This window comes from Tolypothrix tenuis PCC 7101, assembly GCF_963874875.1.
GTDB lineage: Bacteria > Cyanobacteriota > Cyanobacteriia > Cyanobacteriales > Nostocaceae > Aulosira > Aulosira tenue.
Genome location: NZ_CAWNJS010000001.1, coordinates 4,481,692 through 4,507,733, shown reverse-complemented (window position 1 = coordinate 4,507,733; position 26,042 = coordinate 4,481,692). Strand labels below are relative to the sequence as shown.

Below are 26,042 nucleotides of genomic sequence, written 5' to 3'. Positions count from 1 at the left end.
TCATGAATACTGGTTGCTTAACCATTAAAGAACTTACTGATGCTGTGGGTGGGGGGATTACTCCGCGGATGGTGCGTCATTACCATCAATTAGGATTACTACCGCAACCAGTGCGATCGCCTAGCAATTATCGCCTTTATACTGAGAAGGATGTGATTAGGCTGCAACGGATTGTGGCTTTGAAGCAGCAAGGGTTTCAACTCAACCACATCCAGCAAATTCTGGAAGTAGAACCAGAAGCAGACACCACAAAAACCTTGATGGCACAATTGCAAAAGCAGTATCGCGCAGTCATGCAGCAAATTTCCCAACTGCGACAAACAGCATCCGCATTGGAAGGTTTATTAGGACGGGATCAGCATTGTCAAAATACCCAAGCGGAAGTTTTAGCACAACTGAAGTTACTGGAAGTTGAAACCCAAACGGGATTGGGGGGATTAGAACAACTGTGGAGTGGCTTGGATGCAGAAATTCATACTCACCCAGAAGCTTTTGCAGAATCTTTGCAGAGGTTGTTACCTGACTTATCTGAACGTTCCGAGATTGAACAACACCTGATTTCCCAACTAGTATTAGCTTGTGGTGATGTCAGTTTGGTATCATTTGTCAAGCTCAGTAAAGATGCGATCGCAGCTAGTCGTCAAGCTCTCTCTGCAAATTGTCAAATTGTAGTTGATATTCCTACAGTAGCGGCTGCTCTTGATAATACGAGATTAGTCCATTTAGGTTGTCCAGTAGAAACATTGATTGATAATCCCCACATTACAACAGCCACAGAAGCAGAACTGGCTTTTTGGGAACAGCAAAAATGGCGGGAGAAATTACAGCAACTCACCACAGGTTGTATTGTGGTAATTGGTTATGCGCCTTCGGTGCTGGTGGAAATTTGCGAAGCTATAAATAATCAACAAATTCAACCTGCATTAGTGATTGGAATGCCTATTGGCTTTAGTCATGCTCCCGCAGCCAAGCGGCTTTTGCTGCAACAACCGATACCTTTTATTACAGTAGAAGGGACTGTAGGTGGCGGTTTGTTAGCAGCTACAGCCCTGAATGCTCTAGTAGAATCACTAATTGAGAAGCCAGATTGTCATTGTTATCTTAGTCGCTAGGCGCGGGGAACAGCTTCTCAGAGTTTTTGACAACCCAATGTCTTTGTATTTTTCAAGCGGCTTTGATCACCAAAATTAAAGCCAACAACAGCCAATTGATCTGACAGTAATTATCCGTTTGCAGCTTGGATGCGGTAATTTATTAGTTGAGTAGGGTACGTTAGCGTAATGCATCACGAATTTATAGATGCTGTACTGGTGTGTTGTCGCACAGCACAACGCACCCTGAAGATTTGCTTTATAAATTGTCTCGAATCATCATTGAGGACAATTTTTACAGTCTTAGCTCTTTCTATCACGTAATCATCAAGATTTCCGCGAAAATTAGCCATAAAATCCCTAAAAGAGTCTTTTTACTTTTGCCTCTGTTGCTTGCAATAGTTTCAGGTATTCCGGGAATACTGAGGGAAAGGCAATTCAAGACTTTAATAAATTTTACTTTTATGAATTGGTATGGTGCTATTAGTATTGCGGGAATATTTAGTATTTGCAGTCTCACATTTGCACAAACTTGTGATGCTCAGATTGCAGCCGATGGTACTTTACCTACAATAGTTAAATCTAGGGATAGCCTCAATTTCACGATTAATGGTGGTAGCCAAGTTGGAGGCAATCTTTTTCATAGTTTTAGCCAATTTTCTGTACCAACTGGTGGGTCTGCTAATTTTAATAATAATCTCTCGATTCAAAATATTATTAGTCGTGTTACTAGTCTAGAGCCTTCCTTGATCGATGGCAGAATTCGGACTCTTGGTAAAGCTAATCTTTTTTTAATTAATCCTAATGGAATTATCTTTGGTTCTCATGCAAAATTAGACATTGGTGGTTCATTTTTCGCAACTACAGCCAATAGTATAAAATTTGCTGATGGTAAAGAATTTCATACATCAACTGATGCAAATCCGCCCTTACTAACTGTCAGCGTTCCTATAGGATTACAGTATGGCAGTAAATCCTCATCTATTGAAGTCAATGGCGCTAATCTAACAATTTCAAAATATCAAATGCTAGCTTTAATTGGTGGCGATTTGACTATCAATAACAGTAAATTAATTGCCAATAGCGGTCATATTGAATTAGGTGGAGTAGCAGATTCAGGAATGGTTGAGCTTTCTTTGACAGGAAGCCAGCCACAATTGAGTTTTCCTCAGGATTTGGCGAGGGCTAATATATTAATTAGTAATAATAGTTTGGTCACAACTAGCGGCAGTGGTGGCGGTAGTATTCAACTCACAGGAAAAAATTTAACTATTGAGAACTCTCGCATATCTACTTTTACACTAGGTGAAATTTCAGGCGCAAACTTGCTTTTAAATGCTTCAGATGCGGTGATTGTCAAAAGCGATCGCAATACTCAAACCTTTACAGATGGGTTGTTTGCAGAAAACAATGGCAGTGGTGATAGCTTAGGAATCACCATCAATACTAACAAACTTCAGGTTGAAGGTGAAGCTCGAATCTCGACAGTCACTTTACCTGACTCCTTCGGCAAGGGAGGAGATATAACTATTAATGCTGCGGATACAATTGAACTGAGTGGTATTGACTCATTAAATCAAGCTGTGGCGACTGGGTTAGTAACAGATACATTCGGTCATGGTGCTGGGGGGAATTTAACTGTTAATACTGGTAAGTTAACTGTTAAAAATGGAGCACAACTATCTGCTGCAACTTTGAGTAATGCCAAAGGCGGCAATTTAACAGTCAATGCCACAAAATCCGTTGAATTATTAGGTGTTTCACCTGCTGATATTCTCGCTAGTGGTTTGTATACTTCAGTTCAAGAAGGTAGCGGAAAAGCAGGCGATTTAATAGTTAATACTGGACAGCTAATAATTAGTGATGGAGCGCAAATTTTTTCTGGAACATTGGCTGAGGGAAATGGTGGAAATATCATTCTTAATGCCAGTGATTATATCAATGTCGATGGGGTTTCTACCATTAATAGGTATGCAGGAGGTGTGTTTAGTAGTGGGGATCATCATTCTATAGGCGATGCCGGAAATTTAACAATTAATACCAATAATTTAATCGTCCAAAATGGAGCCAGAATTAGTGTAGGCACACAGGGGTTGGGTAAGGTGGGCACAATGAATATTAATGCCACAAACTTGATTCAGTTATTAGGTACTGGACTGCCTGAAAACAAACCATTAGACCCCAAAACTGATGCCAATTTCATATTTAGTAGCCTATTTGCGAATGTTATAAATATTAATAATAAAAACGATGCCGGCAACGTAGAAATTAATACAGGCAAATTCTTAGTTCAAGCAGGAGCTAGAGTAAGTGTTGATAATGAAGGATTGGGTAAAGGTGGCAACATTAACATTAACGCTAACTCAATCTTGCTTGATAATGCAGGTAACCCGCTACAGGATGCAGGTGGAATTCAAGCCACGACTAAATCAGGTGAAGGAGGCAATATTACTTTACAAATAAAAGATATTTTATTAATGCGTAACGGTAGCAAAATTACTACTGATGCTACAGGTGGTAATGGCAATGGTGGCAATATTACTATTAGTGCAAATTTATTAGCAGCTGCAGAAAATAGTGACATCACAGCTAATGCAATTCAAGGTCAAGGGGGGAATGTTCAAATTACAACTCAAGGTATTTTTGGTATTGAATTTCGTCCGCAACTCACACCTCAAAGCGATATTACAGCTAGTTCTCAGTTTGGGTTAAATGGTGCTGTAGAAATTAAAACTCTAGCTGTTGACCCTAGCAAAGGGATTGTTACCTTACCAGTACAGCCAAATGATGCTTCATCATTAATTACTCAAGGCTGTGGTCGGAATCAAGCCAGTCAATCTAGCCGTTTCGTTGTGACTGGAAGGGGTGGTTTACCCCAAAATCCAGAGGTAGCATTGGGGAGTGAAACAGTTTTAGAAGATATCCAAACAGTTCCGATTCTCACAAACAGCGATCGCTCTGGGTTGATTACCACTCCTATAAATTTACCATCGCCGACTGCCAATGAGATTGTAGAAGCTCAGGGATTCGTGATTACTCCTCAAGGCGAAATGTTATTAACAGCAAACGCACCAGCCACTACTCCTCATAGTTCTGGACTCAATTCAGCTAGCTGTTCTAGCAATTAGATATTCATCAAAATAATTGGTGTTGCTGATTGATTGACAGTAGATAGCAACTTCTCAAACAGAGATTGTACGCCAACGTGATGTACAGATGATTGATGTGTTGCAAAGTTTTTTTGAATTAGTATCAGAAGAAATTTTTAGAGATTCCGTAAAGTCATCAAGCCCATAAATCAGTATTTTCACTGTTTGATTATTTCCCTCAAACTAGATTAATCATTGTTTTTATATAAATGCTGAGAGTTTTGAGTTTTTAATCCAGTTGAAGTCTAGCAAATAGCCTTATAAAATCTCATCTTTGCAAAAAATTCTTTGTTTAATTGATTTTTATAAGTAATTCTTATTAAAGATTGCATGAATTAGTTAAACTCTAATTTGCGTACTATTACTATATATTTTTTAAAAGTAATTTTTTAGTATGTAATTTACATTGAAGCGATTTTAGCAAACAATGTAATTACAAGATAAGTTGACTAATTGTCAGAGTATTTAGCTTGAATAAGCAACTATATAAGCTAAATCTTTGACTAATAGTAAATAATTTTGTGATTTATCTTGATAGATAAATCAGTTCGCTGTTGTTCCAAATGTAATTTACACATTGGTAATTAATTATATGGATGTGAACCCTCAAAATTTGAGCTTGACAGAATCTTTAGTTGAGGATTTAAGTGATGAGCAATTAGCAGATTGTGTTGGTGGCTGTGATATTCAGATTACTGTTAACGACGATAAAGTTGCACAAGTGCCGTTATATGAACTGCCACTATTAGGAAAAACCCTGCTCAAAATCGGCTTTTTAGGCATCTCTTACGATCCTAATGGCTCAAAGCGCTATATAAGCGATCGCAATGTCAAAGAAGCGGTAGTTGAGGCTGATGTCCACAGCATTCTTCAGGGTATTGCCAGTTTACCAATTACCACTTGGCAATACAAAGACCAAGATGAGACAATTCGCCATATTGGCCCAATGGCTCAAGACTTTGCAGCTACTTTCAATGTTGGGGAAAGCGATCGCACTATCAATGTTGTTGATGCTCATGGTGTAGCTTTAGCAGCTATTCAGGCACTTTACCAAGTAATTCAAAAGCAAGATGTTCAAATTAACGAACTGCAAACACAGTTACTAGAGTTAAAGCAACAGATTATTCAGTAGTTACATTGATTTTTTAGCATTTCTCAGTAATATACCAGCATTTTTTTGACTTTAAATAAAGACTTCATTTTCTTTTAACCAGCATTACAGCTTTGTTTGATATCTATAAAAATAAATTAGTAAAAAATAGAGAATATTATATTGATTTAACAAACAGTTCATTGATAGGAGTTAATAAATTATGGATAGGAAAAATCAAGAATCGCTGATTCAGGAGAGTTTGATTACCGAATTAACTGATACTGATTTAGCCAATTGTGTTGGAGGTTGTGGCTATATTAATCCCGGAAGCCAGGAAATTATTGCTAACAATGGTACGCTCAACGCTCTTGGACTGCAAAACAATCCAAATATTGTGTATGACCCCAATGGTTCTATCCGCTATAAAAGCGATCGCCATCTCAAAGAATCCATAGCTGAGGTTGATATCTACGCAATTCTTCAAGGTATCGCTAAGTTACCGATTACAACTTGGCAATACAAAGACCAAGATGAAACAATTCGCCATATTGGCCTGATGGCTCAAGACTTTGCAGCCACTTTCAACCTTGGCGAGAGCGATCGCACTATCAATGTTGTCGATGCTCATGGTGTAGCTTTAGCCGCGATTCAAGCACTTTACCATGTAGTGCAAAAGCAAGCATCTCAAATCAATGAATTGCAAACACAATTACTGGAATTAAAGCAACAACCGCAATTTTAAATTGTTTGTGAACATCTTTGTGATGTTTTCTCGGCTACTCTACAGATAATCCTTCTTTTTGCCAATTTGAGATAGGGAAGATATAACTCCTAGAGTAGCCATTCCGTGTCTTTACTGTTCTGCATCATCATTGCTGCTACATAACCTATCTGAAATTGCTGAAATAATTGCAAAAGCGATTCTATTTATTCAGTAATCTCATAGCCAATATTTAAGTTTAAATAAAGCCCAAAATGATTTTTTTGGGCAACCACTACAACTATTTTTCAAAGTTGTGTTAATTATTAGAGATTAACAAAGATTTTTTCCATATTAATCCAATTAAGGTTGTTTTTAACATTATGTCTATGCTCCATCAACAAACAGTTACCACAGCCAGCTTAATTCAAGAATTATTTCACTACCAGAATTATGCTTAGTCAGCCGAAGTTCAAAGCACACTTCCATGTGGAAATATCTCCTCCTAAAACTGTATTCCTATTAAGTGAGAAAGGACATTTCGCTTTAAATGGGCGTTTATATTGCCTACTAGCACCACTACTCAACGGGCTTTACTCTGTGGCTGAAATCACTCAACAGCTACAAGGACAAGCCACTGCGGATGAGATTATCTATGCATTACAACAACTGGAACGTAAGGGATATATTACCAACGCAGATCATATCCCACTGGGAACATCAGCTTTTTGGGAACTGCTAAATCAAGATGCTAGCGTTGTCAGCCAACGTTTTCAAGAATCGAAAGTTAGCATTACCACATTTGGTAATGTCACTTCTGAACCATTACGTAATATCTTGGAATCCCTCAATATTCCCATTGGGGATTTTGGTAAGTTTGCTGTTGTACTCACAGATGATTATCTCCAGCCTGATTTGGCAAGTTTTAACCGAGAAGCTTTACAAGAAAAGCGTTCTTGGTTGCTAGTCAAGCCAGTCGGTGGCGTAATTTGGATTGGCCCCATCTTTAAACCTGGACATACAGGATGTTGGGAATGTTTAGCACAACGTCTGCGGATGAATCGTGGGGTTGAGTCTTTTTTACAAGCGCAACAACAAACTCTCAACTCGTTTGTGATTTCCCGTGCAGCTTTACCTTCAACTGTCAACACGGGGTTAAATCTGGCAGCTACAGAAATTGCTAAATGGTTAAGCAACCCAAAACCACATCCTTTAGAAGGAACTCTGTTAACTTTTGATTTGCTGCATCTTAACTTGCAACGCCATACCTTAGTTCGTCGTCCGCAATGTCATTGTTGTGGTGAGCCGACTTATCTAAGTCAATACCAAACTCAACCATTGGTGCTAAATCATCAGCAGCCGTTGAGTGATGATGGTGGGTATCGCAGTTGTGCGCCTGAAAAAGCCTTACAAAAATACGAACATCATATTAGCCCGATTACGGGAATTCTCAGCAATTTATTTCAACCTTTTCCCCAGAACGATTTAATTCATGCTTATGTTGTAGAACATAGTTTTCCGAGAGAAGGTAGACAGTTAGAAGATTTACGCCAGACAGCGCGCCTGAAAAGCTTTGGTAAAGGAAAAACAGCCGCCCAAGCAAAAATGAGTGCGGTTGGGGAAGCAATTGAGCGCTACTGTGGAAGCTATACGGGAGAAGAACCCAGGATCAAAGCTGCTTACACCAATCTCCGCGAACAGGCTATTCATCCCTACGAGTGTATGCACTATAGCGCGAATCAATATTGCGATCGCCAAACCTGGAATCAGCAACATGAGATTATTCAATGGGTACCTGTACCTTTTGATGACAATCAAGAAATTGAATGGACTCCCATTTGGTCACTCAACAATCAGCAATTCAAATATCTACCTACAGCATATTGTTATTATGGCTATCCTTTAGCGGAAGATGCTTGCTTTTGTTATGCAGATACCAATGGAACGGCTGCGGGAACTTGTAAAGAAGAAGCTATTCTCCAAGGATTTATGGAGTTAGTAGAGCGAGATGCAGTAGCAATTTGGTGGTACAACCGTTTACAAAGACCTGCTGTTGATTTAAATAGTTTTGACGAGCCTTATCTAGATAAATTAAAAAGCTACTATCAATTGATTGGACGCGAGTTTTGGGTATTAGACCTCACTACTGATTTAAATATTCCCACCTTTGCAGCCATTTCTCGCCGCATCAATCACCAACCAGAAGATATTCTTTTTGGCTTTGGTACTCACTTTCATCCCCAAGTAGCCCTATTACGTGCTGTCACTGAAATGAATCAAATGATATTTCTTTCTAATGGGGCAAATCCAAATTCTTCTGCCAAATTTACTCGTCAGGATATGCAAAATTGGTGTCAAACAGCAACATTAAATAACCAAGTTTATCTTGCTGCCGATGCCAATGCAATTCCTAAAGTTTACGGAGACTATCCTGCTTACCACAGTCAAGATTTGCAAGTAGATGTGCTGGCTTGTGTTGATATAGCCGCTAAACATGGATTAGAAATATTGGTTCTCGAGCAAACACGTCCAGATATGGGAATGGCTGTGGTTAAAGTTGTAGTTCCTGGTTTACGTCATTTTTGGGCACAGTTTGCCCCAGGTCGGCTTTACGATGTACCCGTACAACTGGGATGGTTAAAAGCAAAATTAACAGAAGAGCAACTAAATCCAATTCCTATGTTTCTTTAGACCTGTGTTGCTGCTAAGAATTCAAATATTATCAGGAATTGCTTTTTAGCATATATTTAACCTATGGAATCTATCGATACTAGTTGTAAAGCTGGTATAATTCAAGATAATAAAAAGCCTAAAAAAAATCATAAATCTGACAAATTATCAGATAATTATTTTAAATTTATCGATTACTTTCCTGATTTAATAATCATCACTACACGCAGTCAAGGTTATTGTGTAGAGATTAATCAGTCATTTCTCAATGTAACGGGCTACAGCCGCGAAAATGTGATTGGATACCCGATTACAGTCTTAGATATGGGATTTACTACAGCAACATACTCAAAAATTCAAAAGAAGCTCACAAATCAACAAACCATTGAGAATTTGGAAATTGAATTTTGTCTCAAAAATGGTGAAAAGCGTATAGGTTTATTATCCGTAAAACTTTTAGAATGGCAAGGAAAAACTTATTTACTAAATATTATTCGTGATATCACAGAGCGCAAAGCGCTGGAAGAAAATTTACGCCGAATTGCGATGCATGATCCATTAACAGGATTACCAAATCGAGCTTACTTTATGCAGCAGTTAGATTATGCGATCGCCTGTCGGCAACATTATGATAACTATTTTTATTCGATATTATTTTTAGACTTAGATGAATTTAAGGCAATTAATGATAACTTTGGTCATGATACCGGGGATAAATTCTTAATTGAAATTAGCAAAAAGCTAAAAGCTAAACTGCGATGGGGAGATTTTATCGCCCGTCTGGGTGGAGATGAATTTGTAATTTTGTTGGAAGATATCAAAGATTTTCGTGATGCAGCTCGGATAGCTAATCAAGTAATCGCATCCCTCAAACAACCTGTTTTAGTCAACGGTCATCACCTCTCTTGCTCTGTCAGCATCGGTATATCAACAATCTCAAAAAACGATAAATTACCTGAAGAATTACTACGCAAGGCAGATGCGGCAATGTATCAGGCAAAAGCCTTTGGGAAGAATCGTTATCATATTAGTTAAGGACTGGGGATTGGGGATTGGGGATTGGGTAATAGGGAATCAAGATATTCTGATAAAAAACTCCTCACTATAATGACAACATAGTGAGGAAGGATTGCAAAAGGTCAGAGGATATCAAAAATTTTTAGCCAAATTTACCAGCAGTTGAAGATATCAAGAATGCTGCAAAGGTAAGAACATAGCCAACTGTGAAGTGAGCTAGACCAACTAACCAACCTTGGACAATGGAAAGCGCCACAGGTTTATCTTTCCAGCGCACTAGGTTAGCGAGTGGAGTCCGTTCGTGTGCCCATACTAGAGTTTCAATTAACTCTTGCCAGTAACCTCTCCAGGCGATGAGGAACATGAAACCGGTCGCCCAAACAAGATGTCCAAAGAGGAACATCCAATCCCAGACAGACTGGTTATTTACGCCGTAGGGGTTGTACCCGTTAATTACTTGAGCAGAGTTAGCCCAGAGATAATCACGGAACCAGCCCATGAGGTAAGTTGAGTTCTCGTTGAACTGAGCTACGTTACCTTGCCAAATTCCGAGATGCTTCCAATGCCAGTAGAATGTTAGCCAGCCTAGGAGGTTCAACATCCAGAAGGTAGCTAGGTAGAAAGATTGCTCCCAAGAGGAGGTTTGACAAGTACCACCACGACCGGGGCCATCACAGGGGAAGGTAAAACCGAAGTCCTTTTTATCGGGCATCAGCTTGGTACCGCGCGCATCCAACGCACCCTTAACGCAAATTAGGGTAGTGGTGTGCAAACCGAGAGCGATCGCATGGTGAACCAAGAAATCGCCAGGCCCAATAGTCAAAAAGAGGGAGTTCTTACCAGAGTTAATCGCACTCAACCAGCCTGATAACCAGACGTTACCGTAGTTAGGCCAAGCTGTGTAAGCAATACTATCTGGGTTAGATAGTAAGGCATTCATGCCATAGAGTGCTTTACCATGCGCTGATTGAATGAACTGAGCAAATACCGGCTCAATCAGAATTTGCTTTTCTGGAGTACCAAAGGCAACTACGACATCGTTATGCACGTACAAACCCAGGGTATGGAAGCCCAGGAATAACGATACCCAACTAAGGTGAGAGATAATCGCCTCTTTATGTTGGAGTACGCGATCGAGGACATTGCCTTTGTTTTGCTCTGGATCGTAATCCCGTATCCAGAAAATGCCGGCATGGGCAAAGGCACCAATCATCAAGAATCCAGCAATATATTGATGATGGGTGTACAACGCTGCCTGCGTGGTGTAATCCTTCGCTATAAAGGTGTACGGAGGCAGGGAGTACATATGCTGCGCCACCAACGAAGCTGCTGTACCTAGGGCTGCTAAGTGAATAGACAGCTGGAAGTGCAGCGAGTTGTTGTAGGTGTCATATAGCCCCTGGTGTGGCAGGTTAAATTGTCCTTCAGTTTCGATACCAAAGAAATTTCTGGAGTTAAGCATCTCTTTGATGCTGTGACCCAGTCCAAAGTTAGTCCGGTACATATGACCGGCGATGATGAAAATCACAGCGATCGCTAAATGGTGATGAGCCATATCAGTCAACCACAGTGATTCTGTCTGTGGGTGGAAGCCACCTAAAAAAGTCAATATTGCAGTTCCTGCACCTTGGGATGTACCAAACAAATGCCCAGGTGTATCTGGATTTTGAGCATAGGCACCCCAGTTACCTGTCCACAAAGGTGTCAAACCCTCAGGATGAGGCAAGGTGGTGAGGAAATTTCTCCAACCAACGTGAACACCACGAGATTCGGGAATTGCAACGTGAATTAAGTGACCAGCCCAAGCCAACGAACTCACACCAAACAAACCAGCCAGGTGGTGATTGAGGCGAGGTTCAGCACTCTTGAACCAAGCAAGGCTAGGACGGTACTTTGGTTGTAGATGTAACCAACCAGCAAACAAAAATAATGCTGCTAATAACAGTAAAAACACTGACCCCATGTAGAGGTCATTGTTTGTCCGCATCCCGATGGTATACCACCAGTGGTATACCCCAGAATAAGCAATGTTTACTGGATTGCTAGCACCACCTTGGGTAAAGGCATCTACTGCTGCTTTACCAAAGTGTGGATCCCAAATCGCATGAGCGATCGGGCGAATATGCAGCGGATCTTTAATCCACTGTTCAAAGTTACCTTGCCAGGCTACGTGGAACAGGAGGCTGGAAGCCCATAGAAATATGATTGCCACATGACCGAAGTGAGTCGCGAAAATCTTTTGGTAAAGATTTTCCTCAGTCATACCATCATGGCTTTCAAAGTCATTACCCTGAGCCATCGCATACCAAATCCGACGCGTAGTCGGATCTTGGGCGAGATCCTGGCTAAATTTAGGATATTTTCTTGCCATGTACCTTAATCACTTCCTCCCTAAACTCTCTTTCAAATTGCTGCTTCTACCAAGTCAGCAATACAGAAGTAATTGAATAGACATCCTTTCATTCTTTCTGCCTTCAATTGGAGGTTGATCGAATAGAAAAGCTGGCGAACATCAGGAGCAAACAAGTGTCATCCCCAGGTTTAAATCCCTGGGCAGTGTGATGCAATTACTGCACATAGGAGTAATCAAAAAATTATTAGCGGTTATTTCCATCACACTATGGGAGGAGATTAACATTACATCGATTTGTAGTTTCCAATACAACTGAAATGTCACCATTTTATGCAGCTAACTCTAACGATTTGTAACAATCGTTTGACAACTATAGCCACGCTAGAATGGCGTTATGAATTGTAAATTTTGTTGCAGCAAAGATTTCAGAGAAAATGTACAAAATTTTTCTTTATCTTGCTCCTCAATGCAACAAGTATTGAGCGCAAAATTAACAGTTTTGTGAATTGGTATTTATTAGAAACTTGCTGCATTGTAGTTTTCAGCCATCTTTGCAAGCATTAAGGAATAGCAAACAGGATTTTTTATTCCCTATTCCCTATTCCAGCACTGCTTAAAACTTGTTCAACTATGGGTTGATAATTCCGTAGTAAAGAGCAGCAACAAATATTAGAATCGCCAATATAATCAAAGGAAAACCATAACGAAACCGACGGTTAGGTAAATCTTCACTAGTAATGACATTTTCTTTTTGTACCTGAGTTATAGGCTCAGATTTACTTGGCTTTTGGCTATTCATATAGTCAGGTGTATTCTCAAGCGATGAATAGTTATTTTCCGCCCTGATTGATGGATTTTCTTGAGATTTCATAAATTTTTTTCACTATGAATTTGTGACTAAATCTCCTGCCATATTTCCAAATATTTACCTATAAGAACATCAATCCGAAGAATTACCTTAAGTTAATATGGAGTTACTCTTAAGGGATGAATCAATGTGAAGTGAAGAGGTTCTGGAAGAACATTTTTACTGTCAGTTTGCGCGCTATTTCTCTAGCTGATATCCCGACTGACGCAACTAGCACAAATATCTTCGGGAGTGGCACTCTAGTATCCGAAGGAAGGGAGGTTTCCTGAGTTGAGTGAACTGTCCCTCCAGAGTCAACGGTCAAAAATTGGACTTTGAACTTTATTATACATAAGTAATACTTATATATAATATTAATTTATTTAATGTTATGTACTGTTGACTGATTGTAACAATCCAGTTAGATTTATTTACATAAGTTAATATTTATAAAAATCTTATGTATACCAACAGTAATGGAGAAGACACTGCTGACTGCGATCCAGAGAAACAACGCCGCTATGCACTAAAAGCAGGATTCGTTACATTGCTTGTCAGTACCTTAATATTGGTGGCTTTGGGTGTCAGCTAATATTTTTTGACCTCGGTATCATCATCTCTCATCGTTATTTGGTTTTCTCCCCATCACCTCAGCTTGGTAGCTGAGGTTTTTTTTATGATTTATCGAAGTTTTCCAGGGTTGGCTAATCATTAAATATTATTTAAGGCACAGTTTTATGGTGTCTTAATTAGGCATAAAATAATTAGCTCACTTTGTGGCTACTAAGATTTAATGAGAATTGCTGACTTAATTACTTGGTTTGAAGAATGGGCAAATCCTGCTTGGTGCGAAAGTTGGGATAATTGTGGTTGGCAGGTTGAACCTGGAATTTTACAAGAACCCGCTAGGGTTTTGGTATGTTTAACGCCAACTTTGGCGGTCATGCAAGAAGCGATCGCCAGTAATGCTAATCTGATTTTTGCCCATCATCCCCTAATTTTTAGCCCGCCTAAATCTTTTCGTATTGGAGAAGCGATCGCGGATATGGTGCGATTAGCTTTTCTGCATAATATTGGCATTTACAGCGCCCATACCAATTTTGATCAAGTACAGGATGGGACTGCTGATGTTTTGGCTCAAATTCTCGAACTCCAAGATTCAACCCCTATAGTACCTACGCAAAATGGTTTAGGGTACGGTCGAGTCGGAAATCTCCAGCCTGTAATCACCTTAGAAAAATTACTGACAGTAATCCACCACCAACTTGCTCCCAAAAGCTTGATTGTTTCCCCAACTGCTGATTTACACCAAGAAATCTCCCGGGTAGCGGTTTTGGGGGGTTCGGGTGCTAGCTATATTTCGGCTGTGCTGAAAACTCATGCCCAAGCTTATCTCACTTCCGATTGTAAATTTCATCAATTTCAAGAAAGTCGCGATCGCGGCCTCATTTTAATTGATGCGGGACATTACGCGACTGAACGCCCAGCTTGCGATCGCTTGACCCAGAAATTACGGTCTTTGAATCTCGATTGGGTAGAGTTAAGCCAACATGATGAGGATTTCCGCGAATTTTTCCCTGAATAATATGTATATTATTATTCCTTAATATAATTAAGCTTGTTAGCTTTCATGTGGCAAATACTGAAAAATCATGTATATTTAACTATCATAAGTTTTTGTCCGGTTGCCAGTTGAGTACAACAGAAGTATGTATTCTAATCCGTACTTTTATTAATAAAATCGGCTGTCACAGAATCGGACAAGATGCAGATTCTCGATGACGGAGATCACATTTTTATGTAATTATAATCACAATACCTGCTGTCAGATATCAATTAGTAAAATCAGCAAATATTCCATACTGGAGGTAACAAATTGCATAATATGACCTAATTATTATGATTCGCACACTTGTTGAATCTGCTTTCCAAACTGGATACCTTAGTGTTGAATCTGAAGGTCTACTCCATCAAGTGCTAGCGACAAAGTCTTATCAGTCGGATGATTTGGTAGCCCTTGCCGCTTTATATGATGCAGTTCGTGGGGGTAGAGTTAAACGAGAAGCATCCTCAAAATTACTCATAGAAATTCCCTTAGGGAATCAATCTTGCTGATACTCTTGCAACAGTTGACTTTGGCGTTGCATAGTTGCTCCAAAGCGGGACACGTCACCTCAGTCAAAAAGCCCTAAACTCAAAAACTCTTGGGCTGTTGTTGTCTAAAACCGTTCAGGTCAGCAAGAGAATGAGTTAAGATCAAATACATAGGGGTAAAAGTACAGCCGAGTTCCCGGACTTCCCAGCAATGCCAATGACTACAAGTAGGCAACTCAAACAACCGCAATCAATGTTTGTTTCGGAGTATCTATTATTACATAATGGTAGAAAGAACTCATCAGCAAGGATTAACCTAGTGAGGATAAATCCCGAATTGTATGACTTCTATGAAGAATACATTTGCTGAATTCCCCTGATAGAGTTTTAGTTTCACCAGCGCAGTCACTACTAGTTGATTACCCAAAATTCCCTTTGCTTGGGGTTAACACAGGTAGAAAAGCGAAACCGTCAAACTAGCTCTTTCGGGTATTATGCACTGGGGGCACACCCAGATTTTGAAAGGTTTAACTACGTTGTTTAAAAAGGCAGAAGCAGTACATGCTACACCGCAAGATTTATCAGTTGTGTTGCGATGGGCGGGAGGTATGTGTATTCTTGCGGGATCAGCAACGCTGGATCGAGCGTGCCCGCATCATTGATATAGAGGGTGATTTAGTGACCCTACGCTATGAAACAGATGAAGAGGATGAAGTTTGTTCTTGGGAAGAGATGGTTCGACTCGAAAGTATTGGTGCTGTCACCCAAAAGTTAGCCTCAGTACCACGCGGCAATGTAGAACCTCTGCTAACCGAAGACTGTCCTGAAGCTGAACGTATTCGTAACCACTACCCAGATTCAAATGCTGAATAAATCAAAATAGTCGAGAGTTAAAAGTCCAGAGCCAATCTTTCCGCTCTGGACTTTTGGCTTATTTGGGCATGGGGCATTGGGCATTGGGTAATTGGTAATTGGTAATTGGTAATTGGTAATTGGAATATCTTCCTGTCCCCTTGTCTCCCTAATCCCCATTACCCCTTATCCCCAGAGGGGGCCCCGAGTTCCCCAGTCCCCAATCCTTATTTTTGAATTTTGAATTTTGAATTTTGAATTGTTAATCATCCTCATTCAACGCTTCATAGGCGGGACAGTAACCTTCTAAGGTAACCTTGAAGTTATATAAGGGGGAATTGGGATTCCAGCAGCGCTGGCCCCGTTGATATCGGCAGGTTCCGCAGCATTCTATGTCTGTCCAGGTAAAGCGATCGCTATTTTGATTGAGTAGTTCTCTTTGGGGTAAACCTCTCAATACGATTTCTTCCCCTTGCCAACGGGCTTCAATTAACCCGGTGTCGGCAAATTGTCGCCAACGGGGGTCTGTGGTAATCGTTTCTGGTAAGGTGATAGTAATGCCAGTTCCTAATTCTGTCAGTTCACCTTCATAATTGGTTTCTGGGGCGGCTGGTTGTAAAAAGGTGTCGCCTATGGGCAGTTCTACTAAAACACCGGCTGCTGGAGAATGCAGGTGGTAGCGGTTTTGTAACTCTTCTAAGCCTGTTAAATCTGCTAAGTAGGCGGGGGAACCGTGAACAAAAATTACGTGTTGCGGTCTTAAATTATGAATTAGCTGGGTAGTACCAGGCCCATCACTATGTTGAGCGAGGAGATAGCTTTCAATAGTAGTAGGCGCAGGATATTGTTTTTTAGTTTTTATATCAATTTTTTCTGGCAGCAGAATTAACCAGGGGCCTGTGTCAGCTTGACAATATTGGCTGAAATCAGATGTGGAATCGGTAAGGACAATGCAAGGCGATTTGCCAATATTGGGGCGATGTTCTGCTTGTAAACGCCGCACGCGGGGGCGTACTCTTTCATCCCAAAATAAAGGTTGATGACGGGCGAAGTTTTGGACTGAGGCGGGGAGGTGGGGTAATAGTTCGAGATAAGCATCGCAACCTGTGGCGACAGCACCATCAACCCAAATATCTAAATCTCTACCTGTAAAGTGGTGATGGCTGCGTAATAACATCAACAGTTCTTGTCCCAACCCTAAAGCAGGTGTGGGAAGTAGCACAGAACAACGTTCTGCGATCGCGCGATGAATCCTTTCTGCTAGCTGATTTTCTTGGTTACGGCGGTGGGGATGGCGGGAGGTGCCATAAGTACCTTCAATAATGAGAGCATCTAAGTCTAATCCCCGTAATTCTTCTAAACGCAATCCTTCCACCAACCGCGAGTTAGACAGGAAAAAGTCGCCTGTATAAAGCAGTCTGTAGCTACGCTGTTGGCTGGTATAGGTAAGTAGAATTGCTACCGCCCCAGGTAAATGTCCGGCGGGAAATAACTCGGCTACGAGGCCCTCTTTAAATTCCACAGGCGATCGCAATGGTAACGCCTGACAAAACTGGGGAATTGACTTTAAATCTTGGTTTAACCAGTTTAATGACAGTAACTTGCTGGTTACTTCGCTGGCGTATATAGGTAAATGTGGAAAAGCCTGATGCAGTTCCAGTAAGCCTCTAGCGTGATCGGGGTGAGCATGACTAATTAAAACTAAATCTGCTGGTAGGGGTAAATGCCGTTGGCGGGCTGAGTTTTTCAACCCCTTCACCAGCGATGAAATATCTCCCAACCCACAATCCAGCAAGATGCGGTACGGGCCCATCCGTACCAATAAACACACGCCCTCATCATTATGCTGGACGCTATAAGGCAAACATTCTAATTCGGTAGTTTCCTCCCCAGCATCAATCCGAGAGGACGAAAGATTATCCCTCATAATTCTCCTCCCCTCAAGCCTCATTGTGATGGACATATCCCAAAAGCCAAAAATTACGGGGTTTGTTTGTTTTTTGACTTCGGGGTAAGTCTCATTTTGCACCCCTTCACCCTGAAATTGCGGATTTTTGATGGGGGAGGACACCTCCGCCGAACCCGCGCTGGTTCGGAAAAGTTGGGTACTGAGAAGCCCTCAAACTATGGGCTAGGGGAGTTTTCCTCTTGTCTATGTTCCTTTCCGATGCTCTCAAGCTCTTTCAATGTGCAGAGCCATTGCCGTGATAATTGTCGGAATCATAAAAGCCATTTTTTGTGCCGAAAAATAAGCACAAAACTGTAAATACGACTGTTAATCCCACCAAAATCAGCTTTACGTCCATTGGTTTGCTACTCTTTACTAAAGACTTCCATCATATTAATAGGGTGCTTCTGCATCAATGCGGAAACACTAGAAAATCTTTACTATGCTTAGGTTGATTAACTAATAGGTAAATCTACCGCAACAAGTCAGATTGTAGACTCTTTCGGCTCACCTGTCTATCTATCTGTATACCATTCTTAGCATTACTGTGTACATCAACCGGGGTTAATAAAAGTTTGCTATTTAACCATTTGGGCACATCTTAATGTAGGTCTTCGTAAATATTTATCATCACGATCAGGCAGGAGGCAGGAAAAAAGAGAGTTTTAGCTTAATTAACTTTTCTTAACATAGTTTGGTCTTTTTACTAACTTAGTAATGTATTACTAATGTGTTATTTGCAATATCTATTTATATTCATTCTTTTATTTAATTTACCTATATAGCCGTCTGATAAAAACAGGGAACAAGACATCAAGCCTACGGACTTTTTTCAACCATCAAATAAAAGTCCTATAGCTCTTTAACCCAATATCTCGCTCATGAAGCGTGAAGCATTATCCTTCTCTCTAGCGATATTTTGTACTTAATTTTATTTATACATTTTACTCTACATCTTACTTAAGATATTTTGTATTTAAAATATAAGTCTACTTATATTCAGTATATTGACTTTATTTGTGCGAAACATACAAACACTTAAATGTTTAAACATTTGTTTTGCATCTAGATGTTTAGATGTTGAATAAATGTCCAGATGTTTGAATATGCAGTAGAATTCTGGGAACTATTTGCTGATTAAACCAAAATGATTATTACGGTAGCGGCGTTTAAGGGAGGTGTAGGTAAATCAACTACAGCACTACACCTAGCTACATATCTTCAGAACCTAGCTGATACACTGCTTGTAGATGGCGACCTCAACCGCAGTGCTTTGGATTGGTCTAACCGAGGTTGTTTACCATTCAAAGTTGCTGATGAACAGCAGGGGATACAGTTAGCTAAACTCTATGAACATATTGTGATTGATACTCCAGCCAGGCCAGACCCAGATGAGCTAAAAACTATTGCTCAGGGATGCGATTTGCTAGTTATTCCTACAACTCCTGATGCGATCGCTTTAGCTGCAACAATGCAAATGGTGGAGTCTCTTAAGCAATACAAAACCAATTATCGCATTTTGTTGACGCTGATTCCCCCAAATCCCAATAAGGCGGGAGAAGAAGCACGAACAGCGTTGTCAAACGCTGGGTTACCTGTGTTCAAATCTGGTATTCGCCGCCTGGCTGTATTCCAACGTGCAGCTTTAGAAGGAGTACCAGTGAATGCAGTAAAGGATTCCTATGCTCAAATTGCTTGGCAGTGTTACGCTGAGGCTGGAAAAGAAATATTGGAAAATTCAATAACAGTCAAGGGTCAAAGGTCAAGAGTCAAAGGTCAAAATAATTTGTAGTTATAGTATGTTTTCGTAATTATCTAATTCTCACTCTGCTGTCAAGATTTTCTTTCATAGCTTTAAAGAAAGTTGGATTCATCAGATTAAAAATTTTGACTTTTGAGTACAGACGTGATTAATCGTGTCTCTGCAAATTTTGACTTTTTGACTATTAACTAACTAGGAGATATTGACTTTGAATAAGAATAAAAATAGCCGTTTTGATGAATTAATTGATGCTGCACGTAGCCGTCAACAACGAGACAACCCACAGCTAATAGAAGATAAGCCGACTTCTTTAAGCAAAAGTACTGACCCTGAATATATTCGCACAACTATCTATCTGCCTAAGCAGCTGCATCGAAAATTGAAAGCAGCAGCCGCTTTTCAGGAACGACAGATGAGCGACATTATGACAGAGTTGGTTGAGCAATGGCTTTTATCGAATGGGGGATTGGGGACTGGGGATTAGGGATTGGGTAATGGGTAATTGGTAATGGGTAATTGGTAATTCGTACAAACACCAAACACCAAAACTAAAGCACAATTTCCTCGCCTCGTTCGGTGAAGCGTACTTCTTTAATCTTCCATTGAGGATTGCTGGTGAGGGTTTTACGAAGGCTACCAAACATAGCAAACTGTTCACAACTAGAAAGTGAAGCTATTTGCCGTTTGGAGTTGGGCGATACTCGCAAATCAACGGTAGCAACACCATTTTTGAGGTTAACGCGATAACTAGATAAGTTAAAGTCTCCTGAATCTCTTTGCTCTAAAATCTTACTCACCGCACCTTCTACAGGCTCATCTGCTGGTACTGCTACTTTTTGGGGAATTAGTTGTTGGCATTGCGTGTCACTTGTGTATAGGGTGATATTGGTAGTTTTACCAGTAGCAGCTTGCTCTGTAGGAGAAGCTTTTGCGGAAGGTGTCTCAGTCGTAGTTGCAGCAGGTGTGCTTTCGGTGGTTGCTTTAGGTGAAGGTATGCCAATATTGTCAGATTTAGCCCTCAGTTGAGCCATGCTGGGTGTTTGACTGGGAGATGGTGCTGATTCGATGTTTGCTGTTGCAGTAGGCGCTGGTGCCTCGCTAGCGGTATCCTGAGTAGCGCTAGGATTAGAACTACAACTGCTGATGCTGGTTGCGATCGCCACAGCAATTAATGGTAAAAAATATCTTTTAGTTAGGCTCATCATGTTATACACCCCTTTGAAGTTGTTGCTTTGAAGTTGTTAGGTTGTTGTTATTAACTTCAGTGTTATGGTTCTCAGTTCCGTATAAATTAGCGAGATTTGAATTAGGTTTATCCAAGCTTAATTTTGCTAGTAAAATTGCTGATATTTAAAATTATTACCCCATTCAGCCTTAAATTGTCAGTACTTTCCTCTATGCCAGAAAAGCTTATGTCTAACAATGAAGCCAGTACATACGATATCCGTAATGCTGATTACGATGGGATTGCAATTGATACTTGGGAACCAGCCAAGTGGAAGCAATGGAAAGCCAAACATTCACCATCTGACGAAAACGTGAAGATGGAGCGTGAATATCTGAGGATAAAACACGCGGTTGGGCAAGCTAACTTGGCATTAAGTTTGGATAAGGTGAAGGTTAAACTTAAGCTTACTAGTGCTAAAACTATCGGTTTACAAGGGACTTTTCCCTGTAGGCCTGGGGATGTGGGAAAAAATGGTAGTCCAAGTAAGCAGTATACCATTTCGTTTGGTTTTGCTGCTAATGATATTGGTGTAAAAACGGCAGTAGTTAAAGCCCGAGAATTAGATTTATCACTAATTACAAAACAATTCCAGTGGACACCAGAATTATTAGGGAAGCAAGCACAAAAAATTGCCTTACCAGCACCGGAAGATTCTACCAAGCTCATCAGTGAATGGATTCAAGAGTATGAGCGGGAATTTTGGAAAACCCATGAAAAAAATCGCCAAGGAATCCGCACTTGGGAAACTCATTATATTAGACATCTGAAAAAGCTGCCGCCAGATGAGCCGATGTCTTTATCAGCTTTAGAAAAAGCATTGGAAAAAACCAAACCTAATACATCTGGGCGGTTTTTCTTAGCATGGCAATTGAAGAAATTTTGCGAATTTTGCGGTATTAATGGCTTAAAAACAATTGATGCTTATGCTACACCTAAGCCTTATCCCAGTATTCGCAAAGTACCTACAGATGAAGAAATTATTCAAGGATTTAATAAAATTGGGATGCCACTATCAGCATTCGCTACTAAGGAGAATATTACAAAACCGGAACAATGGCAATGGGCTTACGGAATGTTAGCAACTTACGGCTTAAGACCCCATGAATTATATGCCATTGATATAGAAGCGTTTATTCATCCTCACAATACTTTTCATTTAGTAACATTAAATCCACGATTAACAGAGGGGACAAAAACTGGTGAGCGTAGTTGTGGGATTCCACCTTTATATCCCCATTGGATAGAATTATTTGATTTAAAAAATGTCAAGTTTCCTTACAATGAAGGTAAACTCAGCAATAAAACAGCAAAGCTTTACATCAGATTTAGAGTTACTAATATTGGGTTTAGACCATACGAATTACGTCACGCTTATGCTATCCGTGGACATCGCTTGCAAGTCCCGATTAAAACGATGTCTGATTACATGGGGCATACGGTACAAGAGCATACTAAAACATATCAAAGATGGATGAATGAAGATGCTAATTTAGAAATTTATCGGGAAGTTGTCATTCATCGCCAAGGTACAAGTAAGGAAGCTTTAAAGGCGAGAATTGCAGAATTGGAAGCAGAAAATCAGGCGATTAAAGCTGAGAATGCGACGCTTAAAGGATTGCTAATTCAGCATCAGTTGGGTGAGGTAATGGGTAATGGGTAATGGGTAATTGGTAATTGGGTGTTTGTTATTTCTCTCTCATCTCCCATTATCTATGCCCTATGCCCTATGCCCTATGCCCATTTATCCCCGAAAATGTTGTTTACTGCGTGGAATTGGGAAGACTAAGTACTAATGTTAACTTCATCTTCCTAGCTAGCAAGTGACAAATCTATGACTTGCAATCTGATTACTGTAGATAAAAATACTTATGAATCTCTACAACAGGAACTGACAGAACTGCGTCAGATAGTGGGGTCTAATCACTGCTTTAATTCGCTCAAATCTCGCCAGCAGCAAATGCAGTTATTTATAGAATACACTCCAGCTGCGATCGCAGTTTTTGACCTTGAGATGCGCTACTTGTTAGTTAGTCAGCGTTGGCGAGAGGATTATAGCTTAGGCGATGAAGAAATTATTGGGCGTTCTCATTATGAAGTTTTTCCAGAAATTCCCCAAAATTGGCGGGAAATTCATCAATGCTGTTTAGCAGGAGCTATCGAGAAATCAGAGGAAGATATTTTCATTCGTGCCGATGGTACCACTGAATGGGTTAAGTGGGAGATACATCCTTGGTATGAAGAATCTGGTGTAGTGGGTGGCATTATTATGTTTACCGAAGTGATTACCACTCGCAAACAGACAGAAGCAGAACTGAAACGACTTAATGAAGAATTAGAAGCTAGAGTTGAAGAACGTACAGCAGAGTTGCGTCACAGTGAAGCTAGGTTGCAACGGTTGGCAGATAATGTACCAGGGATGCTTTATGAATTTTGCCTTAAACCCGATGGTACAGGGTATTTTCCCTATGCATCTTCACGATGTCGAGATATTCTCGAACTAGAACCAGAAGAAATTAAAGAGGATGCATCCTTCGCATTTAGCCTAATTCATCCTGATGATGTTGTAAAAATACAACAAGCAATTGCTGAATCTGTCCAAACTCTCCAAGACTTTGACAGCGAGTGGCGGATGATGACTCTTACTGGTAAAAAGAAATGGATTAAGGCTTTTTCTCATCCAGAACGCCAAAGAGATGGTGAGATGATTTGGTATGGTTGCTTATTTGATATTAGCGAACACCAAAAAACCCAGCAACAACTGCAAGCACAGGCACAATTTTTGCAAAGCATCTGGGAAGGGGTAGATTATGGCATCTTTGTCTTAGATGTTTTAGACAATGGTGCAGAGTTTCGTTACGTAAAATTTAATCCGGCTATCCTCAAACTCAGCTCCATGCCTTTAGAATCTTTTGTGGGGCGAACAATGGCAGCTGCATTACCTGCTGATATGGCATATTACTATCGCCAGCGTTATCAAGAGTGCGTCAGGTTAGGTAAGAGTATCTTTTTTGAGGAATCTTTCTGGAATAATAATCAAGAAAATTGGTTGCTGCTGAATATCACACCTCTTTTTGATAGCAACTCACAAATTACTCAATTAGTTGTCACTACAAATGATATCACAGAACACAAACAAGCTGAAAAAGAACGGCAAATTTTTGTTTCGTTAATTGAAAATAGTAGTGACTTTATTGGTTTTGCATCTTTGGAAGGAAAAGCATTATTTTTGAATGAAGCCGGACGGAATATTGTAGGAATTGAAAGTCTGGAATTTGTCAAAAATTCTAACATTATTGACTATATCTTTCACGAAGATAGACAATACTTACTCCAGGAGATTTTACCGATTGTTATAAAACAAGGAATGTGGCAAGGAGAATTGCGTTTTCGACATTTTCAAACAGAAAATGCCATTTCTGTTGATTATAATATGTTTGTGATCAAAAATCCTGAGAATTCCGAACCTGTGTGTTTTGCTACCATTACGCGTGATGCTAGCGAACGCAAAGAGGCAGAAAATAAATTACAAGAACAAGAACAATTTTTACGCAGTATTTATGATGGTGTTCCTCAATTAATATTTGTAGTTGATGTTTTAGAAAATGGTGAATTTCGGTTTGCTGGTTGCAACTCATCAGCAGAAAAAAGCATGGGGATGAATCATGCCAAAATCATTGGCAAAACGCCTGAAGAGTTATTGGGTAAGGTTGAAGGTACAGTGGTGCGTCAGCGTTATCAAAGCTGCGTAGATGCTGGTAAAGAGATTACTTATGAAGAGTGCTTAACTTTTAACGAACAAGAAACCTGGTGGTTTACCACACTCAATCCTCTCATAAATAACGAAGGAAGAATTTATCAAATTGTAGGTACAACTTGGGATATTACTGAGCGTAAACAAGCCGAAGAAGCACTGCAAGCTAGTCAACACTTTATTCAACGCATAGCAGATTCTTCTCCTAACATTCTCTATATTTTCGATTTAGAAGAACAACGCAATATTTACGCCAATCAAGAACTTGTGACGCTTCTTGGTTACTCTAATGCAGGACTTCAGCAAATGGGAGATAATCTGCTTCCCATGATTATGCATCCAGATGATCGAGAAAGAGTCATGCTTCATCATCAGCAATTTCTTACCAGCAAAGATGGTGATATTGTTGAGATTGAATTTCGCGTTAGACGTGCAAATGGTGAATGGTGCTGGCTTTACTGTCGAGAAACACCATTTCATCGTAATGAACAGGGACATATCAAGCAAATTTTGGGTGTGTCAACTGATATTACCGAACGCAAACAAACCGAAATTCAATTACAAGCACAAGCACAAAACTTAGAAAACACTCTACGCGAACTCCAACGTACCCAAGCGCAACTCATCCACAGCGAGAAAATGTCATCTGTGGGAAATATGGTTGCTGGTGTCGCCCATGAAATTAATAATCCCGTAAATTTCATTCATGGTAATCTCATTCCTGCTAGTGAATATGTTGAAGATTTATTACATTTGCTGGAATTATATGAACAATATTACCCAGAGCCTGCCGCAGAAATTCAAGCAAAAATTGATGATATGGAGCTGGATTTTCTCAAGGAAGATTTAATTAAACTGCTCCAATCGATGCGGGTAGGAACACAACGTATCCGAGAAATTGTCTTATCTTTACGAAATTTTTCCCGTTTAGATGAAGCAGAATTTAAGTTAGTAGATATCCATGAAGGTTTGGATAGTACTCTGATGATTCTACACCATCGCTTGAAAGCGAAAGCAGATAATTCTGAAATTGCAGTCATGAAAGAATATGGCAAATTACCCTTAGTTGATTGCTATCCTGGACAACTAAATCAGGTATTTATGAATATTCTCAGTAATGCAATTGACGCTTTAGAAGATGCGCTGTCTAGTAATGGTAGAGAAGTACTAAATCCTCAAATTCGCATTCGGACAGAAGTTGTTAATAGTAATCTTGTAGCTATCCATATTGCAGATAATGGTAAGGGAATTCCCTCAGGAATAGTTTCTAAATTATTTGATCCTTTCTTTACTACTAAAGATGTGGGTAAGGGAACTGGATTAGGATTATCGATTAGTTACCAAATTGTAGTAGATAGACATGGTGGGAAATTATATTGTAATTCCGCACCAGGAAAGGGCGCAGAATTTGTGATTGAAATTCCGATTACACAGCCAGAAATGCCAACATAATTAAAATACCTTAGCCAAATTACGAGGGTTTAATG

At 40.0% G+C, this 26,042-nt stretch carries 18 protein-coding genes; 14 read left to right on the top strand and 4 right to left on the bottom strand.

The genetic code is table 11. The features are described from left to right. Positions 1–2 precede the first annotated feature (2 nt). The 6 genes from AACU25_RS18130 (at position 3) to AACU25_RS18105 (ending at position 9,738) form a co-directional block, all read left to right on the top strand. On the top strand, positions 3–1,112 hold the full coding sequence (locus tag AACU25_RS18130) for a precorrin-8X methylmutase (RefSeq protein ID WP_096577931.1): 1,110 nt from the start codon (positions 3–5) through the stop codon (positions 1,110–1,112). A gap of 443 nt (positions 1,113–1,555) precedes the next feature. Continuing rightward, positions 1,556–4,219, top strand: coding sequence for a two-partner secretion domain-containing protein (locus AACU25_RS18125; protein ID WP_096577929.1), 2,664 nt, complete (start codon positions 1,556–1,558; stop codon positions 4,217–4,219). A gap of 613 nt (positions 4,220–4,832) precedes the next feature. Continuing rightward, positions 4,833–5,372, top strand: coding sequence for a tail fiber domain-containing protein (locus AACU25_RS18120; protein ID WP_096577927.1), 540 nt, complete (start codon positions 4,833–4,835; stop codon positions 5,370–5,372). 181 nt (positions 5,373–5,553) lie between these two features. Beyond that, positions 5,554–6,075 (top strand): tail fiber domain-containing protein, encoded by a 522-nt coding sequence (locus AACU25_RS18115; protein ID WP_096577925.1) that lies wholly within the window; start codon positions 5,554–5,556, stop codon positions 6,073–6,075. A 411-nt stretch (positions 6,076–6,486) separates the two neighbouring features. After that, positions 6,487–8,724, top strand: coding sequence for a TOMM precursor leader peptide-binding protein (locus tag AACU25_RS18110; protein ID WP_096577923.1), 2,238 nt, complete (start codon positions 6,487–6,489; stop codon positions 8,722–8,724). A 63-nt stretch (positions 8,725–8,787) separates the two neighbouring features. Further along, positions 8,788–9,738 (top strand): sensor domain-containing diguanylate cyclase, encoded by a 951-nt coding sequence (locus AACU25_RS18105; RefSeq protein ID WP_096577921.1) that lies wholly within the window; start codon positions 8,788–8,790, stop codon positions 9,736–9,738. A 124-nt stretch (positions 9,739–9,862) separates the two neighbouring features. Here AACU25_RS18105 and psaB read toward each other — a convergent pair whose 3' ends face one another. Beyond that, positions 9,863–12,091 (bottom strand): photosystem I core protein PsaB, encoded by a 2,229-nt coding sequence (gene psaB / locus AACU25_RS18100; protein WP_096577919.1) that lies wholly within the window; start codon positions 12,089–12,091, stop codon positions 9,863–9,865. Between the two features lie 610 nt (positions 12,092–12,701). Then, positions 12,702–12,944, bottom strand: a complete 243-nt coding sequence (locus tag AACU25_RS18095) for a hypothetical protein (protein WP_096577917.1) — start codon at positions 12,942–12,944, stop codon at positions 12,702–12,704. A gap of 436 nt (positions 12,945–13,380) precedes the next feature. Between AACU25_RS18095 and AACU25_RS18090 the strand changes: the two genes are divergently transcribed. The 4 genes from AACU25_RS18090 (at position 13,381) to AACU25_RS18075 (ending at position 15,887) form a co-directional block, all read left to right on the top strand. Then, the gene (locus tag AACU25_RS18090) at positions 13,381–13,512 is read left to right on the top strand and encodes a hypothetical protein (protein WP_321206825.1); all 132 of its coding nucleotides are present in this window, start codon (positions 13,381–13,383) and stop codon (positions 13,510–13,512) included. 201 nt (positions 13,513–13,713) lie between these two features. Beyond that, complete coding sequence (locus tag AACU25_RS18085) at positions 13,714–14,505, top strand: Nif3-like dinuclear metal center hexameric protein (protein WP_096577915.1); 792 nt, start codon at positions 13,714–13,716, stop codon at positions 14,503–14,505. A 314-nt stretch (positions 14,506–14,819) separates the two neighbouring features. Continuing rightward, complete coding sequence (locus AACU25_RS18080) at positions 14,820–15,035, top strand: hypothetical protein (RefSeq protein ID WP_096577913.1); 216 nt, start codon at positions 14,820–14,822, stop codon at positions 15,033–15,035. 540 nt (positions 15,036–15,575) lie between these two features. Continuing rightward, entirely contained in the window at positions 15,576–15,887 is a 312-nt protein-coding gene (locus AACU25_RS18075) for a DUF6679 family protein (protein WP_045873919.1), read from the top strand. A 241-nt stretch (positions 15,888–16,128) separates the two neighbouring features. On the opposite strand, the gene AACU25_RS18070 is transcribed toward AACU25_RS18075, so the two are convergent. Beyond that, positions 16,129–17,793 carry an MBL fold metallo-hydrolase gene (locus AACU25_RS18070; protein ID WP_096577911.1) on the bottom strand — a complete coding sequence of 555 codons (1,665 nt, stop codon included), beginning with the start codon at positions 17,791–17,793 and terminating at the stop codon, positions 16,129–16,131. A gap of 1,168 nt (positions 17,794–18,961) precedes the next feature. Between AACU25_RS18070 and AACU25_RS18065 the strand changes: the two genes are divergently transcribed. Both AACU25_RS18065 and AACU25_RS18060 read left to right on the top strand, forming a co-directional pair. Further along, positions 18,962–19,606, top strand: coding sequence for a ParA family protein (locus tag AACU25_RS18065; RefSeq protein WP_096577907.1), 645 nt, complete (start codon positions 18,962–18,964; stop codon positions 19,604–19,606). A gap of 178 nt (positions 19,607–19,784) precedes the next feature. Next, the gene (locus tag AACU25_RS18060; protein WP_096577905.1) at positions 19,785–20,060 is read left to right on the top strand and encodes a CopG family transcriptional regulator; all 276 of its coding nucleotides are present in this window, start codon (positions 19,785–19,787) and stop codon (positions 20,058–20,060) included. Between the two features lie 64 nt (positions 20,061–20,124). Here the strand turns inward: AACU25_RS18060 and AACU25_RS18055 are convergent, their stop codons facing one another. Then, on the bottom strand, positions 20,125–20,781 hold the full coding sequence (locus AACU25_RS18055; protein ID WP_190445918.1) for a GerMN domain-containing protein: 657 nt from the start codon (positions 20,779–20,781) through the stop codon (positions 20,125–20,127). Positions 20,782–20,988: 207 nt separating this feature from the next. Here AACU25_RS18055 and AACU25_RS18050 point away from each other — a divergent pair, with 207 nt between their 5' ends. Both AACU25_RS18050 and AACU25_RS18045 read left to right on the top strand, forming a co-directional pair. Continuing rightward, positions 20,989–22,464 (top strand): integrase, encoded by a 1,476-nt coding sequence (locus AACU25_RS18050; RefSeq protein ID WP_096577901.1) that lies wholly within the window; start codon positions 20,989–20,991, stop codon positions 22,462–22,464. 171 nt (positions 22,465–22,635) lie between these two features. Continuing rightward, the gene (locus AACU25_RS18045) at positions 22,636–26,007 is read left to right on the top strand and encodes a PAS domain-containing sensor histidine kinase (protein ID WP_096577899.1); all 3,372 of its coding nucleotides are present in this window, start codon (positions 22,636–22,638) and stop codon (positions 26,005–26,007) included. Positions 26,008–26,042 lie beyond the last annotated feature (35 nt).